Genomic DNA, 26,834 nt, shown 5'->3' with positions numbered 1-26,834 from the left:
CCATTACTTCAAAACGCATATACCTGTCGCCTTTTAAGTTGCAGCGTGTTAGCTACGTTACTCAGCTTAGTCACTTGATTTACCAAGTCTTGTGGCATCGCTCAATCGCTGCCTACCTGCAACTAGGTGTCACCCGGATATACAGTCATACGAAAATTGCACACAATAGGCAAAAGATCCATATCAGGACGAAAATCGTTCGCCAAAGCTAAAAAAATCACAGTATCCAACACTTTGGTTTTTTTATTCAAAGAATTGACTGATCTTCGCTTTCAAAATATCAATCGCAATACGGTTTTTGCCACCGCGTGGAACGATAATATCGGCATACTGTTTGGAAGGCTCAATAAACTGAAGGAACATGGGACGAACGGTTTTCTGGTACTGCGCCATCACCGAGTCCATTGAACGGCCGCGCTCATTTACATCGCGTTTCATACGGCGCATCAGACAAATATCAAGCGGTGTATCGACAAAGATCGAGAAATTCATCTCCTGACGCAAGTGGATATCGGTCAATAACAAGATCCCTTCCAAAATAATGACCTTCTTGGGTTCCAGATGAATGGTCTCTTTTTTGCGCGTGTGTTCAGTGTAACTGTATTGTGGCAGTTCAATCGAATCGCCTGCTTTCAACATTTTCAGGTGCTGGATCAGCAGATCGTGATCCATGGCGCTCGGGTGGTCATAATTAGTTTTGACCCGTTCTTCCATAGTCAGATGAGTCTGGTCTTTGTAGTAACAGTCTTCCGGGATCACTCCAATATGTTGATCACCAACCTGATCTCGAAGTTCGCGGTATAAAGTACTGGCAATAAGGCTTTTTCCGGAGGCTGATGCGCCAGCTATACCAATGATGACGCACTGATGCGACTTGTCAGTCATAAAATTAAAGACCTGGTTTCAAAATGGGGAAAGGGGGAACTGTACCCGATGAGTTTCTTGCTGTTCCAGAGGCCAATGCATTAACTCCCCAGGAACTGACTTAGGTAATGAATCGGACCCTACTTGTAGGTAACAACATTACAGCTTGAAAAACGAAGGGTACACAACGTGATAATTATAGGGATTTACCCCCCCGGACGCCAGTTTTTAAGCGGGTGACAGGGCGATAATACGCTTAAAAACAACCGATTTTGCCAACAACGTCTGCCAGGCAGAGTTTTCAAAATTGTTATATTATTTCAAATTTGTCACAGCAACAGTATATTCCCTTCATTCTTCAAGTTTCATGGGTGGTGGCTTCGTCCGCTCGCACCCGTCACATAGTGAGCTATGCTCTTGGTGACTTTCAGACTTGCCGCCTACATGCGACTCGAATTATTTTGGGTATAAGCATTCACCCATTCGGTTTATAACCAGCTAGGGCGTAAACAAAACCGTTTTCCTCTCCCACAAGGGAGAGGAGTCTACTTCAGACATTGAAGGACAATTACAGCGCTCGGAAAGCGATCTCAGTTGGGATTGACTCACCTTGCCAATACATCTGTGCAGCGACACGGCCAGCTAATTGCCGGTAAATCTCTGCAAACTCACTATCTGGTCGGCTAACCACGGTCGGTTGCCCGCGATCCAGATCTTCACGCAGCGTAATATGTAATGGCATCTGTCCCAGCAAGCGGCTGTTATACTTATTCACCAGTTTTTCTGCACCGCCGGTGCCAAAAATAGGTTCATGATGTCCACAATTACTGCAAATATGCACACTCATGTTCTCAACGATGCCTAGAACCGGCACATGTACTTTTTCGAACATGACGATACCTTTCGCCGCATCCAGCAGAGCAATATCTTGTGGTGTTGTCACCACCAAGGCCCCCGTTACTGGAATGTTTTGCGACAACGTTAATTGAATGTCACCCGTTCCCGGTGGCATATCCAACACCAGATAATCCAGGTCCGGCCACAACGTGTCCTGAAGCAATTGCAATAATGCCTTGCTGGCCATCGGGCCACGCCAAACCATCGCGTTGTCATCGGTGACCAAATAACCGATAGAGTTTGAGGCCAAACCATGGGTTATTATGGGCGCCATGTGCTTGCCATCCGGTGAGGTTGGGCGTTGATTCTCGGTACCAAGCATATTAGGAATCGACGGACCGTAGATGTCAGCATCGAGTATCCCAACTTTGGCACCCTCAGCAATCAGTGCCAGTGCCAAATTGACAGCAGTACTGGACTTCCCCACTCCGCCTTTACCGGAACTGACAGCGATGATGTTTCGCACTCCTTTTACACCAGGCTGGTCATTGGCACGTTTCATCGTGTTGATGTCGTGTTTCAGCTTCCAATCGATAGCCTGCGCGCCAGTTAGACGCAGCAATTCGCTGCTCACGGTCTCTTTGAGTACCTTAAAACCGCTTTTCCATGGGAAAGGCATATTCAGTTCAATATGTAATACATTGTCTAAAAGCGCACAATGGTGGATAGCTTTCAGCGTCGTCAGGTTACTTTTTAATGTCGGGTGTTCAAAGGTGGCCAATACACCGGTCACCAGGGCACGCAGTACTTCAGGGTTGGTCTGCTCAGGGGATTTGGCGTTCATCCCGGCTCCTTGATTTTTGTATGAGTTGCATCCCCTTAAGCATATCAGAACTGCGCGGTGACTCACTCATCTAACCCGAAAGAAACCGCCCTAGCGGCAAAGAGCGCGATCGGTTAACATCAATGCTCCTTTTATTCATAACAGAAATCAAATTCTCACTATGGCTCAAGTCGCGAAAAAATTATTGGTGACGTGCGCGCTACCGTACGCAAATGGTTCCATCCATCTCGGCCACATGCTTGAGCACATCCAGGCAGACATATGGGTTCGTTACCAACGAATGCGCGGCAACGAAGTCCATTTTATCTGTGCAGATGACGCACACGGCACGCCTATCATGCTGAAAGCACAACAGATGGGCATAGAGCCAGAAGAGATGATTGCGGAAATGAGCCGCGAGCACCAACAGGACTTCGCCGGTTTTGGCATCAGCTATGATAACTATCACTCGACACATAGCGAGGAAAACCGTGAACTATCGAGTCTGATTTATAGCCGTCTAAAAGAGAACGGTTATATCAAGAAACGCACCATTTCCCAGCTTTACGATCCCGAAAAAGGGATGTTTCTGCCAGACCGTTTTGTTAAAGGTACCTGTCCAAAGTGTAAAGCACCTGACCAGTACGGCGATAACTGCGAAGTCTGTGGTGCCACCTACAGCCCGACAGAGCTTATTGAACCGAAATCTGTCGTTTCTGGTGCTACACCTGAAATGCGCGACTCAGAGCACTATTTCTTCGATCTGCCAGCATTCAGCGACATGCTGCAAGCATGGACCCGCTCTGGTGCACTGCAAGAGCAAGTGGCCAACAAAATGCAGGAGTGGTTTGAATCTGGTCTGCAGCAGTGGGATATCTCCCGCGATGCGCCTTATTTCGGTTTTGAAATCCCGGATGCCACTGGCAAATATTTCTACGTCTGGCTGGATGCGCCAATCGGTTATATGGGATCGTTCAAAAACCTGTGTAACAAACGCAATGACCTGGATTTCGACGAGTTCTGGCGCAAAGATTCCACCACCGAGCTGTATCATTTTATTGGCAAAGACATCGTCTACTTCCATAGCCTATTCTGGCCAGCCATGTTGGAAGGCAGCAACTTCCGTAAGCCGACCAACCTGTTTGTACATGGTTATGTCACGGTGAATGGTGCGAAGATGTCCAAATCGCGCGGCACTTTTATCAAGGCAAGTACTTATCTACAACACCTTGACGCAGATTGCCTAAGGTATTACTACGCCGCCAAACTTTCTTCACGTATAGACGACATCGATCTGAATTTGGAAGACTTTGTACAGCGTGTTAATGCCGACATCGTCAACAAAGTAGTGAACCTGGCTTCCCGCAACGCGGGCTTTATCAACAAACGCTTTGCCGGGAAACTGGCCGATCGCCTGGCTGACCCTGCGTTGTACCAGACATTTACCGATGCTGCTGTCAGTATTACCGAGGCCTATGCCAACCGTGAAACCAGCCGTGCAATCCGTGAAATCATGACGCTGGCGGACCTGGCCAACCGTTACGTGGATGAGCAAGCTCCATGGGTGGTAGCAAAAGAAGAAGGCCGTGATGCAGATCTGCAGGCAATTTGTTCCATGGGTATTAACCTGTTCCGCGTGTTGATGACTTATCTGAAACCTGTGTTGCCTTCGTTGACTGAACGTGCCGAAGCATTCCTAAACTGTGAGTTGAACTGGGATGGTATCCAGCAACCATTGTTGGGCCATCAGGTTAGCGCCTTCAAAGCGCTATTCAACCGTATCGATCTCGATAAGGTGAATGATATGGTTAACGCATCAAAAGAGGATATGACGGCCAGCAAAGCAGTCAGTGGCCCGCTGGCAGACACACCGATACAGGAAACCATTGCCTACGATGATTTTGCCAAGGTAGACATGCGTATTGCGTTGATCAAAAGTGCTGAATTCGTGGAAGGTTCAGATAAGCTGCTGAAACTTCAGTTGGATCTGGGTGGCGAAACACGACAGATCTTCTCAGGTATCCGCTCTGCCTATCCGGAGCCTTCACTGCTGGAAGGTCGCTTGACGATCATGGTGGCCAATCTGGCACCACGCAAAATGCGCTTTGGCGTTTCTGAAGGAATGGTGATGGCTGCTGGTCCGGGAGGAAAGGAGATCTTCTTACTGAGCCCAGACAGCGGTGCACAGCCAGGGATGCAGGTCAAATAAACGCTTCAGTTAGCACCTGCCTACAACTTGAATGAACTTGGGTATATATCTCACTAGTAACGGGCCTCGCAATGAGGCCTATTTCCTTTATGGCAACCCGTTAAGCGCAGAATAACAACGTTTTTGCCTACACAAAATGTAAAATAATAAGCAACAAAATCCACTCTTTCAAAACATGCCTATAATGGATGTACTTTAAGCCAGTCTGTTTTCTTACAGAGATGTTTATCATTTTATACTCCAAATCATTCGAGTTGCATGACAAAAGCGCAATACATTTTTGAACAGCACCTATGTTGGCTGCGAAGGAATGAAACCCAAACGTGGGCAGCGTCACGCAGTAAACTCCAGAGTCACCAGGAACATAACTATGTGACTGAGCTTGCTGAGTGCAGCCAATACGCTGGCAACTTGAAGTATGGGGAGTATATCCACATAAGGTAAAAGCTATGGCATATTTCTATAAAACTCTGGGTTCGCTGTTATTTTCCTTTTTCTTGTTGTTTTCTATATCGCCATCTAAGGCAGAAGAAACAACACCGACAGAAGTCGTCTCAGGTGTAAAATTCGAATTGATAGATCGTTGGGATCAAGCAAAACTCAACCAGATCCTGCAAAAAGAGATCCCACAGTTTGCTGGCGTCTCGGTAGAATATTCGCCAGCGACCAATGGAGTTCGGCTTTATCGGATAACCTATCCCTCGGTAATACCTGAACGCGGTAATAAACCCACCATTGCTACAGGTTTGCTGGCAATCCCCGATGTCGACGAAAAAACCTTTCCCATGGTCTCCTACCAACATGGTACGGTCTATGGCAAACAGCAAGTTCCCTCTTTCCCTGAACAATCACCAGAAACAGCGTTGATGATTGCCCAATTTGCCGGACAGGGTTATATCGTTATCGGGGCAGACTATTTCGGCATGGGGGAGTCAACCGAACCTGAAGGCTATATGGTAAAAGGCAGTCATCAACAGGCCAGCTACGATATGCTGGTAGCCAGTAAGGCTGTGCTTAGCCATATGCAAATTACCGCGCCAAAATTATTTCTGGCGGGATGGTCGCAAGGAGGATTTGTCACTATGGCTTTTCTAGAAAAACTGGAAAAGAGTCATGTCACGGTAGATGCGGCAGTGACGGCCAGTGCACCAGCCGATGTTTTCATGGCGTTAAACGGTTTCCTCAACTTCCCACGCGCCAATGATGCAGACTGGGTTCCAACGCTATTTATCCTCTCCGCGTTTTCTTTCGAGCACTATTACGGCATTCCTGGTTTGGCACGTTCGGTAATTAACGATGAGTATTACGATGTTTCGCGCAAGGCCTATGAAAAACAGCCTTTCAACATAGCGGATATTCCTACCGACCTCCATAAGCTGGTACGAAAAGATTATTTTGATCCTCAGTTTTTTGCCGCTTCCGCCTACGGTAGATTGATTGCCGACACACAGGCTTATCGCTGGGTGATCAAAAGCCCTGTGGTCAATTACTACGGTGAAGACGATGAAGCGATCAGTGTAGGCTTGGGCAAATTACCGATGACCTATCAACAGGCAATGGGTAATGGCAACACAGAGGTAAAGGCGGTGTCTACGGGCAAGACCACGCATCGTGGCACGTTTGCCACTGCCGTACCACAGTGGAAGAGACTGTTTGACGCCGACAGCAAATAACGCTTTCGACGCGAGATTGCCAGCTTGCAGGCAAAACGGATAAATAATTCTGTTTTACTCAGAGGCTATAGCCATAGCCTCTGACTGCTGACAAAGTCTTTTTCAACTTTCGGTGTATCAATCACCAGCAAGATAGCGGCATTATCTGAAACCACAATGGATGGCATTGGCAGGGCTCAAGGCAGAGCCCTACATCCTCACCTACGCTTAAACATACCCTGTCCGCAGCGTAGATACCCGCGCGGCATCAACGTTGTTGGGCGTTCCGGCTACGACAGACTTCCCTGTTAGTCTAGCTTCAACCAACCTTTCTTGGTCGGTTACTCCTAGCAACGCTGTCGTGCTCGACAGCCCATGACGCGCTAAACGTCAACACCATCGGTGAGCGACGGTGTTGACACAATTGAAGCCACCAAACGCAGACACAATGCATAGGCAAAAAAACATGGTTGGCATGCCCCTAATTCATGATGCGTTTTGTGGCATAGATCACAATTTAATTGTATGATGAATGTGTCAAGCTGAACAGGAAATGATCATGGGTAAGCTATTTACAGTGTGCTGGAAATATATCAGAGCGATTGCGCTGATCTACCTCAGTCTGTTTATTGGCAATACTGTTGCAGCACTGCTGCCGATTGCTATCCCTGGCAGTATTATCGGCATGATAGTGCTGTTTGCACTGCTCTCTTCACAACTCCTGCCCGCCAAATGGGTCAAACCCGGATGCCAATTGTTTATCCGCTACATGGTTTTGCTGTTTGTGCCGATTGGCGTAGGTGTGATGAAGTATTACGATCAGATTGTTGATGACCTGGCACCGTTAGTCGTGTCTTGCCTGATCAGTACGTTGATGGTGTTTGTAGTCGTTGGTTACTCCTCACATTATTTTCACCGTGAGCGTCCTGTTGTCGACAAAACCAACAGTCCGGAGGAAAAATAATGATCCAGACTATCTGGTGGTCACTCCCACTAACATTGTTGGTTTTCTTCGCAGCACAAAAGCTGGCTCAACGGTTGAATACGCCATTACTAAACCCTTTATTAGTTTCAATGGCGGTGATTATCCCTCTCCTATTACTGACCGGTACACCTTACGAGAACTACTTTCAGGGCAGCAAAATCCTGAACCAGCTACTACAACCCGCGGTTGTCGCCCTCGCTTTTCCGCTTTATGAGCAGATGCATCAGATACGTGCACGCTGGAAGTCTATCATTACCGTCTGTTTTATTGGCAGCATGACCGCCATGATCAGTGGGGGAGCTTTGGCACTGTTAATGGGAGCAAAACCTGATATTGCAGCATCAATTATGCCTAAATCTGTGACAACACCGATCGCGATGGCGGTAGCAGAATCGATCGGAGGCATTCCGGCAATTAGCGCAGTTTGCGTCATTTTTGTCGGTATTCTGGGCGCAGCTTTCGGCCATTCGCTACTCAACCTACTGAAGGTCAATACCAAATCTTCACGAGGTTTGGCAATAGGAACTGCATCCCACGCGCTCGGAACCGCAAGAAGTGCAGAGATAGATTATCAGGAGGGAGCGTTTAGCTCACTGGCTCTGGTTATCTGCGGGATCATGACATCGCTGATCGCTCCCTTCCTGTTCCCAATATTGCTGCTATTGTTTGGCTGATAACATTCGGTTCAAATCTGTCTTACTTCGCTAAACGTTAATTTTTATTGCATGTATTTCATCAATAAATAGATATAAATCACACTTTATTATCAGCAGGCTGCCTAGAATGCTGAGCTGTGTCCCGCCGTTGCCCATACTGCCATCGCAGACACACAGGACTGGGACGATTCAGAAGCACAGCCTAACCTGTTAACTTGTGGAGAGACTTTTTATGCACCCGCGCTTTCACGCTGCCTATAGCGAATTGCCAGCAACCTTGCAATCTGTCCTGAAACCTTATCTGGATGCACCTGATTTCCAGGCTGTGCTTGAGGCCAAGCAGGTGGAAACGATCAAACAATGCTGTGGGTTGGATAACGATACTCTGGCCTTTTCCCTGTTACCTTTGGCGGCAGCCTGCTCATCAACACCTATTTCTCATTTCCATGTCGGTGCCATTGCCCATGGTATCAGCGGCAATCTCTATTTTGGCGCCAATATGGAATTCAGCGGCGCGCCACTGCAGCAAACGGTGCATGCTGAACAGTGTGCAGTTACCCATGCCTGGTTGCGCGGCGAGGCTAAATTAGTTTCTGTCACCGTCAACTACACACCCTGTGGCCACTGCCGCCAGTTTATGAACGAACTTAACAGTGGTACAGAACTGCTGATCAACATGCCGACAAGAACACAAGCCAAGCTTGGGGATTACCTCCCCTACTCCTTCGGACCGAAAGATCTAAAAATCAACCAACTGCTGATGGATCCGGTCGATCATGGTTTCGAAATGATACTGGAAGATGAATTAGCCAAAGCAGCCCTAGAGGCTGCAAACCACTGCCATGCTCCCTATAGCAATGCCCATAGCGGCGTGGCATTGGAAGGCGAAGATGGAAAGGTTTACGCTGGTCGCTATGCAGAGAACGCCGCGTTCAACCCGAGCCTTCCCCCACTGCAGGCTGCACTGGTTCTGATGAATATCTCTGGTGGTGATTGTCAAAAAATCCGCCGTGCTGTGCTGGTTGAAGCTCAGGATGCTATTCTGACCCAGTGGGATGCCACGCAGGCTACGCTTAACGCCTTGGGCTGTAAGAATATTCAACGGATCACGTTCTGACCCTTAAAGCGGAGCCGCAGTGCTCCTCTATCTCGATACTTACTCGCAAATACTTTCCTGTGTGCCAGACCTCCTAACTTTCATCTCATGATTGGCAAACAATTGCTGTATATATTCTCTTAATGTTTTAGGATCTGCCGTTCTGCCTGTCTTTATAAAAATTAGCCGATAAGTTTAAGAGTAAAATTGATGGAACTTGAATACGAAAGCAAACGCCCGCTGTACATTCCTTATGCAGGCCCGATTCTGCTGGAATTCCCGCTTTTGAACAAAGGCAGCGCCTTCACAGAAGAAGAACGCAGCCAATTCAACCTGCACGGACTGCTGCCTGAGGCCGTGGAAACGATTGAAGAACAGGTAGAACGCGCATACCGCCAATATCAGGATTTCAAGAACGACAATGACAAGCACATCTACCTGCGTAATATTCAGGACACCAACGAAACCCTGTTCTATCGCATGCTGGAGTCACACCTGAGTGAGATGATGCCCATCATCTACACACCAACTGTTGGCGAAGCCTGCGAGCATTTTTCTGATATTTATCGCCGGGCACGCGGATTATTCATCTCCTACCCGAACCGCGATCACATCGACGATATGCTGCAGAATGCGACAAAGCAGAACGTTAAGGTGATTGTAGTAACAGACGGCGAACGTATTCTTGGCCTGGGTGACCAAGGTATCGGTGGTATGGGGATCCCTATTGGCAAGCTCTCACTTTATACCGCTTGTGGCGGCATCAGCCCAGCCTACACATTGCCGGTGGTTCTGGATGTTGGAACCAACAACCCACAACGCCTGAACGATCCGCTCTACATGGGCTGGCGTCATGCACGTATTTCAGGCGATGAATACCACGCCTTTGTGGATGAATTTATTCAGGCTGTAAAACGCCGCTGGCCAAATGTTTTGCTGCAATTCGAAGATTTTGCTCAAAGCAATGCCACCCCATTGCTGAATCGCTATCGTGATGAACTGTGCTGTTTCAACGATGACATTCAAGGCACTGCAGCCGTTACGCTCGGGAGTCTGATTGCAGCCAGTCGCGCTGCAGGCAGTCAACTGCGTGAGCAGACTGTCACATTCCTGGGCGCAGGTTCAGCCGGTTGCGGTATCGCTGAGCAAATCATTGCACAGATGAAATCTGAAGGCCTGAGCGAAGAAGAAGCACGTGCCAGAGTCTTTATGGTCGATCGCTTTGGTCTGCTGACGGACAAACTACCAAACCTGCTTGATTTCCAGAGCAAGCTCGTACAAAAAAGTGACAACCTCGAGGGATGGCAGGTTGAAAGTGATGCAATCTCACTTTTAGAAGTGGTGCGCAACGCCAAACCGACCATTTTGATCGGGGTATCAGGTCAACCGGGTCTGTTTACTGAAGAACTAATCAGTGAAATGCACAAGCATTGCCCGCGTCCCATCGTAATGCCACTCTCCAACCCGACCTCACGCGTGGAAGCACGTCCAGAAGATATCATCAACTGGACAGGCGGTAACGCACTGGTAGCAACCGGCAGCCCATTCCCACCGGTAACCTATAAAGACCAACTGTTCCCAATTGCCCAGTGCAATAACTCCTATATTTTCCCTGGAATTGGGCTGGGCGTTCTAGCTTCAGGCGCAACGCGTATCACCGATTCCATGTTGATGGCTGCCAGCCGAGCCTTGGCAGACTGCTCGCCTTTAGCTACCGATGGTCATGGCGCACTGTTACCAAACATTGACGATATTCAGAGCGTGTCCAAATGTATCGCTTTGGAAGTCGGTAAAGCTGCTCAACTGCAGGGCGTTGCAATGGTCACTGCTGAAGAGGCGCTATCAAAAGCCATCGAACACAACTTCTGGCGTCCTCAATATCGCTGTTACAAACGCACCTCTTTTTAAACTCGATATCGGGGTCTGTATCCAGACCCCGATGTTTTACCCCCTCCGCACACTAAATAAATGCGTTCAGTGCCCGATTAACCTGCATCAATTCCGCTTTTAGCACTATTATGCCCAGCTTTTTAGCTGTAAATTTTCCTATATACCCTAGGCTGTTGCCATTAAGTAGACGCAAGCGCCAGTCAGACTTGAAAGAGACTCACCCTCTGCCTTGGTAACGTCCTTTGGGGTCTGCGACAGCACCACGGGCAATTGAGGGACACAGAGCCAATCGAAGTATCACGAGTATAAGGCTCACCGCTTGCGTCTTCCTAGCAGGTAACGTAGCCTTGGATCTCACTTTTGCAACTGTACGCATAAGGCAATGACATGTGGAAACGCTTGATAATTAGCCTGATCATTATCGTTTTGGTGCTGTTGGGCTCGGCTATTGCGCTCGACCGCTGGATAAGCTGGAAAACGGCCCCTTACGTCTATGATGAACTGCGAGAGTTGCCCCAACGCCAAGTAGGAGTGGTACTCGGTACAGCCAAGTACTATCGCACTGGTGTTATCAATCAATACTATCGCTACCGTATTCAAGGGGCGCTCAACGCTTATAACAGCGGAAAGGTAAAGTACCTGCTGCTGAGCGGTGACAATTCACAGCAAAGTTACAATGAGCCAATGACCATGCGCCGCGACTTGATCGCCGCAGGCGTGGCACCAAGTGATATTGTGCTCGACTATGCCGGTTTCCGCACCCTCGACTCCATTGTACGCACGCGCAAGGTGTTCGACGCCAATGACTTTATTATCATTACTCAACGTTTCCATTGTGAACGTGCGCTGTTTATTGCATTACATATGGGTATCCAAGCACAGTGCTATGCCGTACCTTCACCAAAGGACATGATGAACATTCGGGCACGTGAGATTTTTGCCCGCCTGGGAGCATTGACCGATTTATATATCTTAAAGCGTGAACCACGTTTTCTGGGCCCGTTGATCCCTATTTCTGCCATTCACGACGTACCGGAAGATGCGCAAGGCTATCCGGCAGTATCACCAGAACAATTGATAGAGTTAGAGCACAAATTGGCAACAGAAAAACTGAAGGCTCAACAGAAAAAGATCTGAAGAGTCAGCTGGCATTACCACGTTTAATTGAATTCGGCATTGCTTAGTCTTGCTGTTGGCTAAGAACAAAGAACAGGTCAGCTCTAGGGTAAGTCATGGATAGGAGTTTAAATTAAACCTGCACTATCAGTAAGTTATGTTAATTAACCGGTACAGGTCAAAGATGGATACATACATACTTATAATCTGGGAAAGTACTTAAGTAGTGATTTGAGGGAAGTCCAAAATGACAATACGGGTTACAGCTCAAGCTCAACTCATTGTAGGTGAAGCGCAAGTGATAGAAAGCCTGACTCCGGAAGGTCCATTTGCTGCGGTGTTTGAAGATAATGGTGAAACTGGATATTTCTATGCTCTTGATGGAGATATTGATGGTAATGCCATCCAGGATGCACTGCATATTTATAATGCAGCAGATGTTTCAGACAGGCATATGCCATCTGACGTAAAGGTTGGCTGGTCAGAAGACGGTAAGAAATGCGTTCTTTTGATTAATGGTTATCCCCACGGTGTGTTTGACTTCGAAACTAAAAATGGATACTGCCGAAGTGCTTTTCCTCCCCCAATAAGTCGGGAGTGGTCTATCTCGGGACATGACTGGAATGATTCCGTTGATGACTTATTCGGATAAATTATCAATAGGTTATTGCTTAAATCTCGATTAATTAGCGAGCAGCTTTAGCTGCTTTGTTTGATACGCCGCTATTGGCAACTATCCAGCATAACCTTACGTTTCTCGCTCAACGGGCTGAAGAGAACATTTTGATGAAAAGTCCTGAGGGACTTTTCATACATAAACCTCTGTAAAACGTTAATTACCACATCAAATCATCGGGAACTTTAAAATCAGCGTACGGATCGTCTTCATCCTGCTCTTCCTGACTAAGCGCACTATTCAATACAATGCTGTTTGCATCTCGCTGCGCAATTTTATCGGCCACACTCGCTGGAATAATAGCGTACTCACTCTCACCACTCTTATCCACAACCAAACGAGCAATGGCGAGACGACCACTAATCAGCTGAGCTTGAGTAAGCTTATCAACAACTATTTTTTTTATTAACTTATTGTCTGTAAAGTTAAAAGCAATATCACCTTTTGAAATTTCTATTCTGTTCATCTCAATGAGCTGCTTCACCTGGGCTTTATATTCTTTAGATAAAGCAGCTTGTTTTTGTTGTTCGCTTAGCTGTTTATCTCGCTCAAGTTGTGCTTTTTTATTTTCTTCCACGGCTTCTCTTGCCTCACGCGCCTGAACTCGTGATTTTTTGGCCGTTCTTTGAACTTTGGCCATTTTTTTGCTGGTCACTAATCCAGCTTTTAGCATCTGTTCTTGTAAAGTGAGTTTTGTCATCTTCGCTTTTAAACCCGTAGAAAAATTTGTCAGATTATACCCGTAATTTTTGAGGTAGTTCCAGATGGTAGGAGCTTATCGTTACGTTGCTTGAGCTTCAAGGAGCGATCAGAGGCTAATAGGGTCTACTCTCAGGATTAGACATCTCTGTTAATAATGTCCACGTTTGGCACATAGCCTTAGCCTAATCAAGCTCCAGGGGACTCTCTCAGTTGACGCTTAACGGCAATGTTAAGTCACTTAGGTAAAGCGTTATTTTTTCTTGGCATACTTCAGTGAGTCGAGTGCCACAGCAAAGATAATAATGCTGCCTTTGATAATATATTGCCAATAAGGGTTAACGCCAATGTAGGTCAAACCGTAGTTAATGACGGTAAAAATAATGACACCGGTCACTACCCCCAGCACTGTCCCTACTCCACCAGCAAACGATACTCCCCCTACCACGCAGGCAGCGATAGCATCCAGCTCATACATAAAGCCGAGATTATTGGTAGCGCTACCAATACGGCCTGCCTCTAACAAACCGCCAAAAGCATAAAACACGCCAGAAAGCGCATAGATCATGATCAGGTTTAAGGGTACATTTACGCCAGAAACTTTCGCGGCTTCTGGATTACCGCCAATCGCGAAAATATTCTTGCCGAACCGCGTTTTATTCCACAGAACCCAGACAAAGATAATCGCAATAATGGCATAAAAGGTAATATAAGAGAGCTTAAAGTCACCAAACCGCAAGAAACCTTGGGCAAAACTTGAAAATTTAGGGTCGAAGCCCGCTACGGGGGAAGCACCGACAAAATCGTAGTATAGAGAGTTGACACCATAGACGATAATCATCGTGCCCAACGTAGTGATAAACGGTGTAACGTTGAGATAAGCGATAATCAGGCCGTTGACCAACCCAATCACCGCGCCTACCGCACAAACCAGCAGGATGACCATTGGGATCGACCAGGTTTCCATATGTGGAAACACTTTGTTGACGTTTTCCATCGATTGCAGCAGCGTTGCAGCGATTACTGCCGCCAGCCCCACCTGCCTTCCAGCTGAAAGATCTGTACCTTGCGTTACGATCAGCCCGGCAACCCCCAGTGCGATAATAATACGCACTGAAGATTGAGTCAGGATATTACTCAGATTTATCAGGCTTAAAAAGGTAGGATCCTGAATAATAATAATTGCCAACAGCACCAGTAAGACCACATAAATTCCACCCTCTTTAAAATAGGTGAAAAAATTTTTTTTATTCAGCGCGCTCATAATTAAAATCCTTAAAGATGCAAGGAGGCTAATCGCAATATTTCATTTTGCGAAGTTTGTTTGGTATTCACAATGTCCGCAACCTGACCATTACTCATCACCAGTATCCTGTCGGTAATTCCCAAAAGCTCCGGCATTTCAGAAGAGATAATAATGATCCCCTTGCCTTTCTTCGCCAATTCAGTCATTAACTGATAAATTTCAAATTTGGCCCCTACGTCAATACCCCGTGTCGGCTCATCCATCATCAAAATTTCTGGCTGTGTCAGCAACCAACGGCCAATAATCACTTTTTGCTGATTACCGCCAGAAAGCGAACCGATATGTGTTCGATGCCCAGGTGTTTTTACCCGCATGGCATCAATCACCCATTGGGTATCGCTTTTCATCCGCGTATTATCCAGCAGCCCGAGCTTATTTTTATAATGCCGAATATTAGAAATCAGTGAGTTAAAACCAATATCCAAATAGGCATAAATTCCCGTTGAGCGTCGCTCTTCGGTCACTAGTGCAAAACCGTGGTTAATGGCTTCGTTGGCGCTGTTATTGTTGATGCTCTTACCGTGTAATTTAATCGTGCCAGACACCTTTTCACGAATGCCGAACAGGGTTTCCACTATATCGGTACGCTTGGCACCTACCAACCCGGCAATGCCCAGTATTTCCCCTTTATGCAAGTCAAAGGAGATATCGCGGATTGAGGGTTGGCGTAAAGAGGTGAGGTTTTTCACTTCTAAAATCACTTCTTCCGGTGTGTTCTGGCGATCGGGGAAACGCTGGCTCAGCGAACGTCCTACCATCATCGAAATAATCTTGTCCATATCCAGCTCTGCCAGCGGTTGGGTAACAATCCACTGTCCATCGCGCAGAATGGTGATTTCATCACATAATTTGAAAATCTCTTCCATCTTATGCGAGATATAAACAATGCCACAGCCACGATCTTTCAGCTTGCGGATAATCGTGAACAGATGATTAACCTCTTTCTCAGTCAGTGAAGACGTTGGCTCATCCATAATCACAATCTTGGCATTATAAGAAAACGCTTTGGCAATTTCGATCATCTGCATTTGTGATACCGACAGCGTACCTACTTTGGCATGGGGATCGATATCAATATCCAGCTCGTCGAATATTTCCTTGGTGTCGTGATACATTTTTTTTTGATCGACAAACAGGCCTTTTGTGGGATAACGCCCAAGCCACATATTGTCCATCACGGTGCGCTGCAGAACCAGGTTCAATTCCTGATGCACCATTGAAACACCTTTTTCCAGCGCCTCTTTGGAACTTTTGAAATCAATTTCCTGTCCTTGAAAAATAATACTTCCTGAGTCCTTTTTATAAATACCAAACAGACATTTTAATAATGTCGACTTTCCAGCACCGTTTTCCCCCATCAACGCGTGAATGGAAGATGGACGGACGCGCAAATTCACATTATCTAATGCCTTTACGCCAGGAAACGACTTACTTATATTGGTCATTTCCAGCAGCCACTCTCGAGAGCTTTCGGCCATAACTAGTCCTGGCTAAATTAGAAACCCGTTCCCCCTCTTCCTTTCGCCGAATGCGAGAAAGGATGTTCGGATAAAACGGATTTTATTATTATTTGCCCCCGCAGGTTCACTTTTTAACCCTTAACCGCGGGGGAAGTTCAATTTATACCCTAAATAACTCGAATTGCATAAACGCTGGTAGCAGCGACCCTGGACAGTCCGAAAGCAAAGCCAACCAACATTTAACGTGAAGTACGACAGGTATAACTCAGTACTTACTTAATAAACTGAGACAGGTTGTCTTGATCAACCCCAACGTAAGGCACACGAACGATTTTGTTGACAATCTTGTAAGGGGTACCCTCAGCCGCAGGCTTGCCAACTGCCAAATTTTTTGCAAGGTCAAAAGTTGCTTTAGCCTGATTATCAGCGTCATTGAGCACCGTTCCCGCTATCGCACCGGATTTCACTAACGCCAGCGCTTCTGGCAGAGCATCGACACCAAAAACAGGAATGCTGGCTTTGTTGTGCGCTTTTAAGGCTTCTACTGCCCCCATTGCCATCGCGTCGTTATTGGCGATAACAACCTCAATCTTGTCGGAATTTGGGCCAGATAACCAGGCATCCATCTTATCTTTTGCCTGAGCGGTATCCCACATTGCGGTATCCATCTGCAATTGTTGCGTTTTATACCCATTATCGTTCAGCGTTTTAATCACGTAAGAGGTACGCGCTTCAGCATCAGGATGGCCTGGTTCACCTTTTAGTAAGACGTATTGAATCTGGCCGTCTTTGTTCATATCCCAGTTTGGATTGGCTTTCCAGTGCTTAGCAATCAACTCGCCCTGGATCACTCCAGACTCTTTAGAGTCAGTTCCGACGTAATAAGCTTTGTCGTAACTATCCAGGGCCTGTCGGGAAGGTTCTTTGTTATAAAATACCACAGGAATATCGTTGCCACGCGCCTTGTCAATCACCACAGGGGCAGCGGCAGGGTCTACCAGGTTAATCGCCAGCGCTTTCACCCCCTTGGCAATCAACACGTCAATCTGGTCATTCTGTTTGGACTGATCATTCTGCGAGTCATTCATAAGCAGGGTGACATCTGGAGAGGCTTTAGCATCTTTCTCGATCGCTTTGCGCACCACTGACATAAAGTTATCGTCATATTTATAGATTGTGACGCCAATACGGGTCTCTGCATGAGCGACACTACCGAACATCATGCTTGCGGCCAATGCAGCCAGGGTGAAAACCTTCTTATTCATTGTCTGTCTCCGGTTTTATGTAGGGTCGTACTCGGTAACAAGCCATGCTGTATAACCTATCGTTGCATAGGCTACTCACGTAGCACACCAAGCTTCTGCGAGTTAATCTCATATTGCGCGCAACGCCAGTGCCGTTCAAATCGCTTCCTGAGCGATTTGTTGTTCAGTTGCCGTCTGCCCATAGTAAATAGCTTGGGTAGCAATACAGTGTCCCGTAAACAATGAGACTTATCATGCCTAGAGGAATAAGCAACTATAGTGATCGGGGCCAGTTGGCCTCATCAACAAACACGCAACTTCAAGTATGAGAAGTATAGCCGCAGCAAAAAAATGTCAGGCTCATACCCACAATGAAAGCACCGCTTGGATCCGGCGGTTTCAAATGAATGCTTGTTATCAGTAGAACTCACTATTTTTTCGTGCTTGGTGGGAGCAGATTTATAACCTGAACCCGCTTTTTATCACACCAGCAAGCGATTCAAGCATAAAGGGCGCAATGTTAATATTCTGTGAAATTTCTCACAAATTGAAAACGGTTACACGGCAATAAATACCACAAAGTGACATGAGCCTCACTTTGCAATTGAGGGACACAGCCTAGCCCCCAGGGAGGAGTTTACGGCATGTCGGCGTTCCTCATTATTTCCGCGTGATGTGTCGCGGTATTAAGAACACCGATTCAAGGTAGCCGTGAAAATGGTAGGGTAACGAACTACCGTCAACTTCGGACGTTTGGTCGTTTTGATTAATGACGTTATTCTACTCTGAAATTCATCTTCATCAGCGTAGTGTTACCTCACAGGAAAGAAAACGGTTACATATCATTTTCAACCTGTTGCGTAAGATTTCACTTTGTCATCTTAGACGCTTTCTCACCAACCGCTAACAGGGTCAACCTACGCCATAGCCACTCTGCGGGGCCTTGCGCAAAGTAGTGAAGCCACAGGTTGGAAAATAATAGGTTAGCCAACCAAACCAGAGGAACAATGGCCAGCAGTTGCAAACGATCAAATTGTTGATAAAGACCTAAGTGATAAAAAAGCGTGGTACAAATGAGCGTTTGCAGTAGGTAATTACTGAGGGCCATTCGCCCAACCTGAGTTAACCAATAGCTGATACGCAAACGTGAAAGAAACGGCCAAAGGCCATAAACCAACGCCAGATAACCTATTGTTTGCAACGGTGCCCCCAATTCACGCGGCACCTGCAACAGAAAACCGCTCCAGCGATATTCCCAATTCAGTTGCCATTGTAAGAGGACACCAGGTAACTGAATCAGCAATGAAAGCGGAATTAACCAAGCGGCTAACTGTAAATAGTAACGGGATGAATACCCGTTTTGTAGCCAACCGCTACGCATCAAACCGGCACCAAACAACATCAGTCCGGCTAATTGCCAACCATACTGCGCACCAATCGCTAACAGGTTGGAAGAAAGCAATTCAAGACGATTACGCCAAGCTTCTTCTCCCCCTTGCAACTTCCAGAATTTTTCATAGTGCAGTTCAGTCATACTCGGTTGCCAAAAATTACTTGGCTCGCTTTGAGAGATAAAACCCAGTAATAACAGTATCGTGACACCGATCAAATACAATACCACGCCTGTTTTCAGTAGTGAGTAAGTATTAGACGCATCGTGGATCATCCGCCAGCACACCAGGCCAATCAAACCGTAAGCTAACAGAATATCGCCATCCCACATGAAGATCCCATGCATAGCGCCAAATAGCACCAACCACGATAACCGGGCACGGATCCATCCTTTACCGCGCCTTAACAGGAGTTGTAACCCCGCACCGAACAACAAAGCGAACATGACTAAAAATTTGGCCTGTGCGAACACGTCCAGTACCGCCCAGGTCAGGGCATCGCGCACAGAAGACATCCCCAAATACGCGGGGTTAAGATAGGCCGCTTTGGGCAAGCCAAACGCGCTGATATTCAGCAGCAGGATACCGAGAATGGCGATGCCTCGCGCACAATCAAGCGTAGTAATTCGTGACATGGGTGGGGTTTCATTAGCGTTCATTTTATGTTGTTGTATTTAAATCAGCAAAAAGGCGCCTACTGGCGCCTGGTTTTCTTCGTTAGCAAAGTATCGTCTTTTACCCTTGATGATGACGCACTGCGCGCAGGAATTCCTGACGTGTACTTTGATTGGATTTGAACAACCCACCCAGCGAAGTGGTGGTGGTTGCACTGGTTGCATCACGAATACCACGAGCCTTTACACAATAATGGACTGCATCAATCGATACCGCCACGTTACTAGTACCCAACAGGGTTTGCAATGCAATCAAGATCTGCTGAGTCAGTCGTTCTTGCACTTGAGGTCGTCGGGCAAAAAATTGCACAATGCGGTTGATTTTTGACAACCCAATCACCGAGTCCTTAGGGATATAGGCCACGGTAGCTTTACCATCAATGGTGACAAAATGATGCTCGCAGGTGCTGGTCAGGGTGATATCCCGCACCGTCACCATTTCATCGACCTTCATCTTGTTCTCGATAACGGTTATTTTCGGGAAGTTGGCGTAATCTAGGCCGGAGAAAATCTCATCGACATACATTTTCGCAATGCGGCGCGGCGTTTCTACCAGGCTGTCGTCCGATAAATCGAGATTCAACAGCTGCATAATTTCCTTCATATGCTCTTCAATACGGCATTTACGCGTTTCGCTATCTAACACTTCCCCACACAGTGGGGTCTCAAGACCACGCGCTTCAAGCGCCGCGTGAACCAGTGCAGCTTCAGTACTTAACGATGTCATGGTTATTTGTCTCCAGCAGGCGGTCCGTCAATACCTGCTAAGTCGATGACTAGCAGATTGACGGTCTCTCAATTCTTTTATACCCGTGATCTATCAGGCACCCCGCTTAGCGGTTGCTTGAAACCCACAGGCTATACTCGCGGGTCCTGTAATTAATAACGTGAACCCGATCAATATTTTCATTCACTCTAGATGAGAGTGAGACGTTAATCCAGTGATTGTGTTTCATCCTTGCATGAATTAACTGCATCTGGGCTAACTTCAGTTATCCCCTGTTATTCGTATGGTTTTCATTCAGAGTGAAGATAATCTGCGCGCCGGGGTATTGAACACTAATAAACCGGCTATCACCAAACCGACAGCCGCCACATACAATGCAGGTTCAAGACGATGAGTCACTGCCGTTGATAGAGCTGAAAGCATCGGCCCCACCAATTGACCAACAGCATACCCCGTGGTCAACAGCCCCGCCATATAGCGAGCATGATTTGGTGCCAGTTCCCGCCCATGCTGTATAGCGAGTTGCACAACACTGAGGAACCCTCCGCCAGTAAACAACGCACCCAATATCAAACCAGTGATCCCAGGAACCACTTCGGCGCAAAGCACACCCAATGCCTGCACCCAAAGCGTGAGCGCTAAGCGGGTTGGCGTAGTGAGTTGATGCCGGGTCAGGATACCAATAACAATACCCAGCACTGCCGCACCACCAAAAACCGGCCAAACGAATTGGGCAAACAGACTTTCAGGAAAACGCGCAGCTGCCATCTGTGAAAGAAAGGTCGCAGGCAGAATATAGCCAAAGCCTGCCAGACTGTAGCTCCACAGCAAGCGTTTCAATGCCGGCGTCAACACCAACGGTTCTGGCGGCACCTCAGGACGATGCAACTCCCCTACCTGTGGTAGATGAATACTGATAGCGGCTATCAATATCAATGCCAACAGCCCATATACAAGCCAAGCCTGAGAGGCACTCAATGCCAGATTATTGATCGCGACCGCCAGCATACCGCTAATAAAAATCCCAGCACCTGGCCCGGCGAATACTGCAGCGCTTAATGCCGGGCGACCATAATGCATCAAACGTTCGTTGGTCCAGGCTGCTACTAGGACCATCGCCCAACCGCTGGCCCAACCAATAGCGAAGCGTAACGCCCCTTGCCACACAATGCCTTCCACCATTGCAGACAACAGCGTCAATGCAACTCCGCCCCAGACGCCAAGCCACAAACGGCGTTCTACGTGACGGTTGGCACGCATCGCATCATAAGCACCACACAAATATCCCAAATAGTTGAGTGCGGCCACTAATCCCGCTCCGGTCAGAGTGAACTGATGCTCAGCAAGCATCAATGGCACCTGTGGAGTAAATGCAAAGCGACCGATTCCCATCGCTACAATTAAAGCGATAAAGCCACTTAAGGCGATTTTTAACGCCATTAAACATATCCAACTTGTTATAAAAAAGTTGCACTCATCATGCCTTAGCATTTCACTCACGAAAACTGAATATTAATCACAGCCACATGTTTCACCTTCACGGACTACCGAAACGTGCTGGGAAAGAACCTCGAGTCGGTGCTCATTATCATTCCTACCAACCAGAAGCCTGATGTATAGCGGTATTAAGAACATCTATTTGGGTGGATGAATCCACTGCAATATGATGAACTCACACATCCCATCGTTTTCTTTGAATGTATGGTGATAATCCCTTGCTCAAACTATAGAGCTATTGAAAATACGCTTGATGCTAAATGTTCGCCTTACGTGCCAGTTGCTCTTATTGCCCACAGCTGGGATCATGGTTCAAGAATGGTAGTAAGCCACTAGGCTGTGTCCCTCAATTGCACGCGAGCGCCGCTGACGGTCATTTGCATGCAGAGCAAAGCGTGAGCCAAGTTGTAACCCATCAACCCGTTTGAGAAACAGGGTATACCACTGAGGAATAAATAATGAACATGATCAAAACCCGTGCAGCCGTAGCCTGGGGACCTAACCAACCACTGAGGATCGAAGAAGTCGACCTAATGCCTCCACAGAAAGGCGAAGTGCTGGTACGGATTGTCGCCACCGGCGTTTGCCATACCGATGCCTACACCCTGTCAGGACAGGACCCGGAAGGCGTATTCCCGGCAATTCTCGGCCACGAAGGCGGCGGTATTGTAGAAGCCATTGGTGAAGGAGTGACCAGCGTTGCCGTCGGCGACCATGTGATCCCACTGTACACCCCTGAATGCGGCGAGTGTAAGTTCTGTAAATCAGGGAAAACCAATCTGTGTCAGGCTATACGCGCCACGCAAGGTAAAGGCCTGATGCCAGACGGTACGACCCGTTTCTTTAAAGACGGCAAGCCGATTTTCCATTATATGGGCACCTCAACTTTTGCTGAACGTACCGTGGTACCGGAAATTTCCCTGGCAAAAATCAGTAAAGAAGCCCCGCTGGAAGAAGTCTGCCTGCTCGGCTGTGGCGTCACTACCGGTATGGGGGCTGTCATCAATACTGCCAAAGTCAAAGTAGGCGATACCGTGGCCATTTTCGGCCTGGGTGGGATCGGACTTTCGGCGATTATCGGCGCTCAAATGGCGGGTGCTGGTCGCATCATTGGTATTGATATCAACACCAGCAAGTTCGAACTGGCACGCAAACTGGGTGCTACCGATCTGATTAATCCGAAAGATTACGCCAAACCGATTCAAGACGTGATTGTTGAACTGACCGACGGCGGGGTCGATTTCTCCTTTGAATGCATCGGCAACGTTAATGTGATGCGTTCTGCGTTGGAATGCTGCCATAAGGGTTGGGGTGAGTCGGTGATTATTGGTGTTGCCGGTGCGGGTGAAGAGATCTCAACCCGTCCTTTCCAGTTGGTAACCGGTCGTGTCTGGCGTGGTTCAGCCTTTGGTGGTGTGAAAGGCCGTAGCCAGTTGCCGGGTATCGTGCAACGTTATCTGGATGGTGAATTCGCATTGAATGACTTCATCACCCACACCATGGGATTGGAGCAGATTAACGACGCGTTTGATCTGATGCACCAGGGCAAGTCAATCCGTTCCGTGATCCACTTTGACCGATAAAGCCAGGAGGCAGAAGATGAATAAGTCATTAGAACTTCTCGAAGAGCACCGCATGTTCGGCGGTTGGCAACAACGTTACCGGCATGAGGCGCAAAGCCTGAATTGCAGTATGACCTTCAGCATCTATCTGCCGCCAACGCGTGATGATAACCCGCCACCGGTGCTGTACTGGCTGTCAGGGTTGACCTGCAACGATGAAAACTTCACATTGAAGGCGGGTGCGCAACGTACCGCTGCCGAACTGGGTCTGGTACTGGTGATGCCGGATACCAGTCCACGTGGTGAAGATGTCCCCAACGACGAAGGCTACGACCTGGGGCAAGGGGCGGGATTCTATCTCAATGCCACACAGGCCCCTTGGGATAGGCATTTTCGTATGTATGATTACATCTGCGATGAATTGCCCGCACTGATTAAGCAACATTTCAGCGTCAGCGAGCGCCAGTCCATTTCAGGGCATTCGATGGGAGGCCACGGGGCATTGATCCTGGCTTTGCGCAATCCACAACGTTTCAGTTCGGTATCCGCTTTTGCCCCCATCGTTGACCCTTGCCAGGTTCCCTGGGGCCGTAAGGCCTTTGCGGCCTATCTAGGTAGTGACGAAACACAGTGGTTGCAGTACGACAGCTGTCACCTGCTGGCCAATAGTGAGCAACAAATCGCGGTAATGATCGATCAGGGAGATAAGGACCAGTTTCTAGCCGATCAACTACAACCAGCAAAACTGGAAGAATTGGCGAAACAGCGCGGTTGGCCTTTCACGCTACGTACCCAACCTGGATACGACCATAGCTATTTCACCATCGCTACTTTTATCGAAGATCACCTGCGTTTTCATGCAGCGCATCTGTTCAAGTGATGTAGAGGTTACGCTGAGTTAAGTGCAGAATCACTCACCTAAGAGAGCGGGCCCTTGAAAAGGCCCGCGTACTTTTTAGCGATAAACCGAGTATTTCGGCATGGTATTATTTTCAACTAGGCTCTAAACGGGGTCTGAAGCACAATGGAACGAAAATATACGCTATTTAATTAACTATTTGATATATATGAATATAATTGACATGGGGGGAATATCATCGAAATAGTATCGTTTTAATCCCAAAATGGCATTTAACGGACCTCTTTTTTATCTAATAATCGATTGTTCAAACGATTATTTTTCTCTTACCGCACATTTTCGTACGGTTGGCGCTCCCCTCTTAAACGATAAGGAAATTCTCATGTCTTCAGCAGAAAGAATATCTAAACAGATTATTGCGTCCTTAAAAAAGGATGAGAAATTGCCAGTATATTGGAGGTATACAATACACAACGATTATAGGTAAAACAGTAATTGACTTTACAAAGAATACAGGTTGTTCGGTTTATGAATATTTAGATACAGCTAAGGTACTTAAAATCGACAGAAATGCATGACAAGATCATTGATACGTTTATCGAGCGTGAACATCATGTATTGTAATGCCATTCACCATATTGAATACACGACCCGTGGGTACGAAATAGCTCTCACAAGCTGCGCCATTTTTATGCTGTATGACTTCGCCATTCATATTCATAGGTAATATGGCATTACCCTTTCAGTTTGGGATCAAGCGCATCACGCAGTCCATCCCCCAGCAGATTGAAAGCCAGCACGGTAAGGAAAATCGCCAGGCTGGGAAAGAACGCCACATGGGGAGCAATCACCATGTCTGCACGCGCCTCGTTCAACATGGCGCCCCATTCCGGCGTTGGGGGTTGTGCCCCTAAACCAAGAAATGACAGGCTGGCGGCAGTGATAATCGAAGTCCCGATGCGCATGGTGAAATAGACCACAATTGAAGAGAGCGTTCCCGGCAAAATATGCCGCAGAATAATGGTCAAGTTTGAAGCACCGATGCTACGCGCAGATTCAATATACGTCAGATGTTTCAACATCAAAGTATTACCACGGACCAAACGTGCAAACGCCGGAATACTGAAGATTGCGACTGCGACGATCACATTGGACATCCCGCTGCCCATGATCGCCACCACCCCCATCGCCAGTAAAATACCCGGAAAGGCAAACAACACGTCACTAATACGCATCACGGCACGATCCCACCAGCCTTCGTAATATCCGGCCAGCAACCCGAAAAACGTACCGATAGCACCGCCGACCAATACTGATAAGACCCCTGCGGCCAGCGATATACGTGCTCCCATCAGTATACGGCTGAAAATATCACGCCCAAGCGAATCGACACCGAGCCAATGTACCAGTGAAGGACCCTCGTTCAACCGGTCATAGTCAAAGAAGTTTTCCGCATCATAAGGAACAATATAAGGAGCCAATAACGCTGCGGCTACCATCAGTAACACAAACAAACCGGCGATCATAGCAACACGTTGGCGACGAAAGCGCCGCCAGAATTCGTGCCAAGGAGTACGAACCTTATTGGGGTCAATAAACGGTATTGCTTTGAATGCAGCATTACGCCGCCAGTACTTTATCATGCGGCCTGCCTATTGATAGCGAATCGAAGGGTTGATGGCTGCATACAGCATATCGACCAACAGATTAATAAGAATAAACTCCAACGAGAACAGCAGGACTTCCGCCTGAATCACCGGGTAATCGCGCATTTCAACCGAATCCACTAGCAAGCGCCCCAGTCCTGGCCAGTTGAATACCTTTTCAACTACAATCGAGCCACCGAGCAAAAAGCCGAATTGCAGCCCCATCATAGTGAGCACCGGGATCATCGCATTACGTAACCCATGTTTGACGACCACCACTGACTCGCGCACACCTTTAGCTCGTGCGGTACGTATGTAATCTTCCTGCATCACCTCTACAAACGAGGCTCGGGTAAATCGGGCCATGACTGCTGCCACCGCAGCCCCCAGTGTCAGGGAAGGCAAAATGTAATGCTGCCAAGAGTCAGCCCCTACCGTCGGTAACCAGCCAAGATTGACCGAGAAAACCTGCATCAGCAGCATTCCCAGCGCAAAAGCCGGAAAGGAGATACCTGATACGGCTAACGTCATGCCTAAACGGTCTGGCCAGCGATTACGCCACACAGCAGATATCATACCAATCGCCATCCCGATTATCACCGCCCACACCATACTGGTGATGGTCAGCCAAAAGGTTGGCATAAAGCGTGTGGCAATCTCTTCGCTCACTGGACGTTTCGACACTATTGAGATCCCGAAATCTCCACGCAGTATATTGATAAAAAAATGCACAAACTGCTGCGGTAGCGGTTTATCCAGCCCTAAATCCTGACGAACCAGTTCGATAACTGCATCATCCGCTTCCGGCCCAGCCACTAAGCGAGCGGGATCGCCGGGCAACATGTGCACGAACAAAAATACCAGCACAGCCACAATGAGCAACGTCGGGATCAAGCCCAGCAGGCGTTTCAGGAAATAATTAAGCATTGCGCATAAATCCCCTCACGCCATCCTCTTCCTAACTG

21 protein-coding genes are annotated in these 26,834 nt (G+C 47.6%); 10 read left to right on the top strand and 11 right to left on the bottom strand.

The window, feature by feature from the left end; genetic code table 11:
* Positions 1–243 precede the first annotated feature (243 nt).
* Both udk and apbC read right to left on the bottom strand, forming a co-directional pair.
* Positions 244–885 carry a uridine kinase gene (udk, locus tag OK023_RS05495; protein WP_317695679.1) on the bottom strand — a complete coding sequence of 214 codons (642 nt, stop codon included), beginning with the start codon at positions 883–885 and terminating at the stop codon, positions 244–246.
* A 547-nt stretch (positions 886–1,432) separates the two neighbouring features.
* Positions 1,433–2,545 (bottom strand): iron-sulfur cluster carrier protein ApbC, encoded by a 1,113-nt coding sequence (gene apbC, locus OK023_RS05490; RefSeq protein WP_317695677.1) that lies wholly within the window; start codon positions 2,543–2,545, stop codon positions 1,433–1,435.
* A gap of 160 nt (positions 2,546–2,705) precedes the next feature.
* Between apbC and metG the strand changes: the two genes are divergently transcribed.
* The 8 genes from metG to OK023_RS05450 all read left to right on the top strand — a co-directional run bounded on the left by metG (position 2,706) and on the right by OK023_RS05450 (position 12,780).
* Positions 2,706–4,733, top strand: a complete 2,028-nt coding sequence (gene metG, locus OK023_RS05485; RefSeq protein WP_317695675.1) for a methionine--tRNA ligase — start codon at positions 2,706–2,708, stop codon at positions 4,731–4,733.
* Positions 4,734–5,182: 449 nt separating this feature from the next.
* The gene (locus OK023_RS05480) at positions 5,183–6,406 is read left to right on the top strand and encodes an alpha/beta hydrolase family protein (protein WP_317695672.1); all 1,224 of its coding nucleotides are present in this window, start codon (positions 5,183–5,185) and stop codon (positions 6,404–6,406) included.
* Between the two features lie 538 nt (positions 6,407–6,944).
* On the top strand, positions 6,945–7,349 hold the full coding sequence (locus tag OK023_RS05475) for a CidA/LrgA family protein (protein ID WP_317695670.1): 405 nt from the start codon (positions 6,945–6,947) through the stop codon (positions 7,347–7,349).
* Positions 7,349–8,044, top strand: coding sequence for a CidB/LrgB family autolysis modulator (locus OK023_RS05470; protein WP_317695668.1), 696 nt, complete (start codon positions 7,349–7,351; stop codon positions 8,042–8,044). The genes OK023_RS05475 and OK023_RS05470 overlap by 1 nt, the downstream gene beginning before the upstream one ends.
* A gap of 214 nt (positions 8,045–8,258) precedes the next feature.
* Complete coding sequence (gene cdd, locus OK023_RS05465) at positions 8,259–9,143, top strand: cytidine deaminase (protein WP_317695666.1); 885 nt, start codon at positions 8,259–8,261, stop codon at positions 9,141–9,143.
* A gap of 189 nt (positions 9,144–9,332) precedes the next feature.
* Positions 9,333–11,030, top strand: coding sequence for an NAD-dependent malic enzyme (locus tag OK023_RS05460; RefSeq protein WP_317695664.1), 1,698 nt, complete (start codon positions 9,333–9,335; stop codon positions 11,028–11,030).
* Positions 11,031–11,399: 369 nt separating this feature from the next.
* Positions 11,400–12,149 carry an outer membrane permeability protein SanA gene (sanA, locus tag OK023_RS05455; protein ID WP_317695662.1) on the top strand — a complete coding sequence of 250 codons (750 nt, stop codon included), beginning with the start codon at positions 11,400–11,402 and terminating at the stop codon, positions 12,147–12,149.
* A gap of 226 nt (positions 12,150–12,375) precedes the next feature.
* Positions 12,376–12,780, top strand: a complete 405-nt coding sequence (locus OK023_RS05450) for a DUF2251 domain-containing protein (protein WP_317695660.1) — start codon at positions 12,376–12,378, stop codon at positions 12,778–12,780.
* Between the two features lie 184 nt (positions 12,781–12,964).
* On the opposite strand, the gene OK023_RS05445 is transcribed toward OK023_RS05450, so the two are convergent.
* From OK023_RS05445 to OK023_RS05415, 7 genes are all read right to left on the bottom strand, one after another.
* Positions 12,965–13,504 carry a DUF2058 domain-containing protein gene (locus OK023_RS05445; RefSeq protein ID WP_317695657.1) on the bottom strand — a complete coding sequence of 180 codons (540 nt, stop codon included), beginning with the start codon at positions 13,502–13,504 and terminating at the stop codon, positions 12,965–12,967.
* Positions 13,505–13,756: 252 nt separating this feature from the next.
* Positions 13,757–14,767, bottom strand: coding sequence for a galactose/methyl galactoside ABC transporter permease MglC (gene mglC, locus OK023_RS05440; RefSeq protein ID WP_317695655.1), 1,011 nt, complete (start codon positions 14,765–14,767; stop codon positions 13,757–13,759).
* Positions 14,768–14,778: 11 nt separating this feature from the next.
* Complete coding sequence (gene mglA / locus OK023_RS05435) at positions 14,779–16,287, bottom strand: galactose/methyl galactoside ABC transporter ATP-binding protein MglA (RefSeq protein WP_317695652.1); 1,509 nt, start codon at positions 16,285–16,287, stop codon at positions 14,779–14,781.
* A gap of 254 nt (positions 16,288–16,541) precedes the next feature.
* The gene (gene mglB / locus OK023_RS05430; RefSeq protein WP_317695650.1) at positions 16,542–17,534 is read right to left on the bottom strand and encodes a galactose/glucose ABC transporter substrate-binding protein MglB; all 993 of its coding nucleotides are present in this window, start codon (positions 17,532–17,534) and stop codon (positions 16,542–16,544) included.
* An 847-nt stretch (positions 17,535–18,381) separates the two neighbouring features.
* A complete protein-coding gene (gene yeiB / locus OK023_RS05425; protein WP_411569392.1) occupies positions 18,382–19,539 on the bottom strand; it encodes a DUF418 domain-containing protein YeiB in 1,158 nt (385 codons plus the stop codon).
* Between the two features lie 100 nt (positions 19,540–19,639).
* Positions 19,640–20,305: a GTP cyclohydrolase I FolE gene (folE, locus tag OK023_RS05420; RefSeq protein ID WP_317695644.1), complete on the bottom strand. Its 666-nt coding sequence runs from the start codon at positions 20,303–20,305 to the stop codon at positions 19,640–19,642.
* Positions 20,306–20,599: 294 nt separating this feature from the next.
* On the bottom strand, positions 20,600–21,745 hold the full coding sequence (locus OK023_RS05415; RefSeq protein WP_317695642.1) for a YbfB/YjiJ family MFS transporter: 1,146 nt from the start codon (positions 21,743–21,745) through the stop codon (positions 20,600–20,602).
* Positions 21,746–22,260: 515 nt separating this feature from the next.
* Here OK023_RS05415 and OK023_RS05410 point away from each other — a divergent pair.
* Together OK023_RS05410 and fghA are read left to right on the top strand one after the other, a co-directional pair.
* Positions 22,261–23,385, top strand: coding sequence for an S-(hydroxymethyl)glutathione dehydrogenase/class III alcohol dehydrogenase (locus OK023_RS05410; RefSeq protein ID WP_317695640.1), 1,125 nt, complete (start codon positions 22,261–22,263; stop codon positions 23,383–23,385).
* A 16-nt stretch (positions 23,386–23,401) separates the two neighbouring features.
* On the top strand, positions 23,402–24,244 hold the full coding sequence (fghA, locus tag OK023_RS05405; protein WP_317695638.1) for an S-formylglutathione hydrolase: 843 nt from the start codon (positions 23,402–23,404) through the stop codon (positions 24,242–24,244).
* A gap of 713 nt (positions 24,245–24,957) precedes the next feature.
* Here fghA and gsiD read toward each other — a convergent pair.
* A complete protein-coding gene (gene gsiD / locus OK023_RS05400; protein WP_317695636.1) occupies positions 24,958–25,866 on the bottom strand; it encodes a glutathione ABC transporter permease GsiD in 909 nt (302 codons plus the stop codon).
* A gap of 9 nt (positions 25,867–25,875) precedes the next feature.
* Entirely contained in the window at positions 25,876–26,796 is a 921-nt protein-coding gene (gsiC, locus tag OK023_RS05395) for a glutathione ABC transporter permease GsiC (RefSeq protein ID WP_317695633.1), read from the bottom strand.
* Positions 26,797–26,834: the final 38 nt, after the last annotated feature.

It is taken from the genome of Serratia sp. UGAL515B_01, assembly GCF_033095805.1.
Classification (GTDB): domain Bacteria; phylum Pseudomonadota; class Gammaproteobacteria; order Enterobacterales; family Enterobacteriaceae; genus Chania.
The sequence above is the reverse complement of the archived record's forward strand: the minus strand, read 5'-3'. Positions and strand labels throughout refer to the sequence as shown.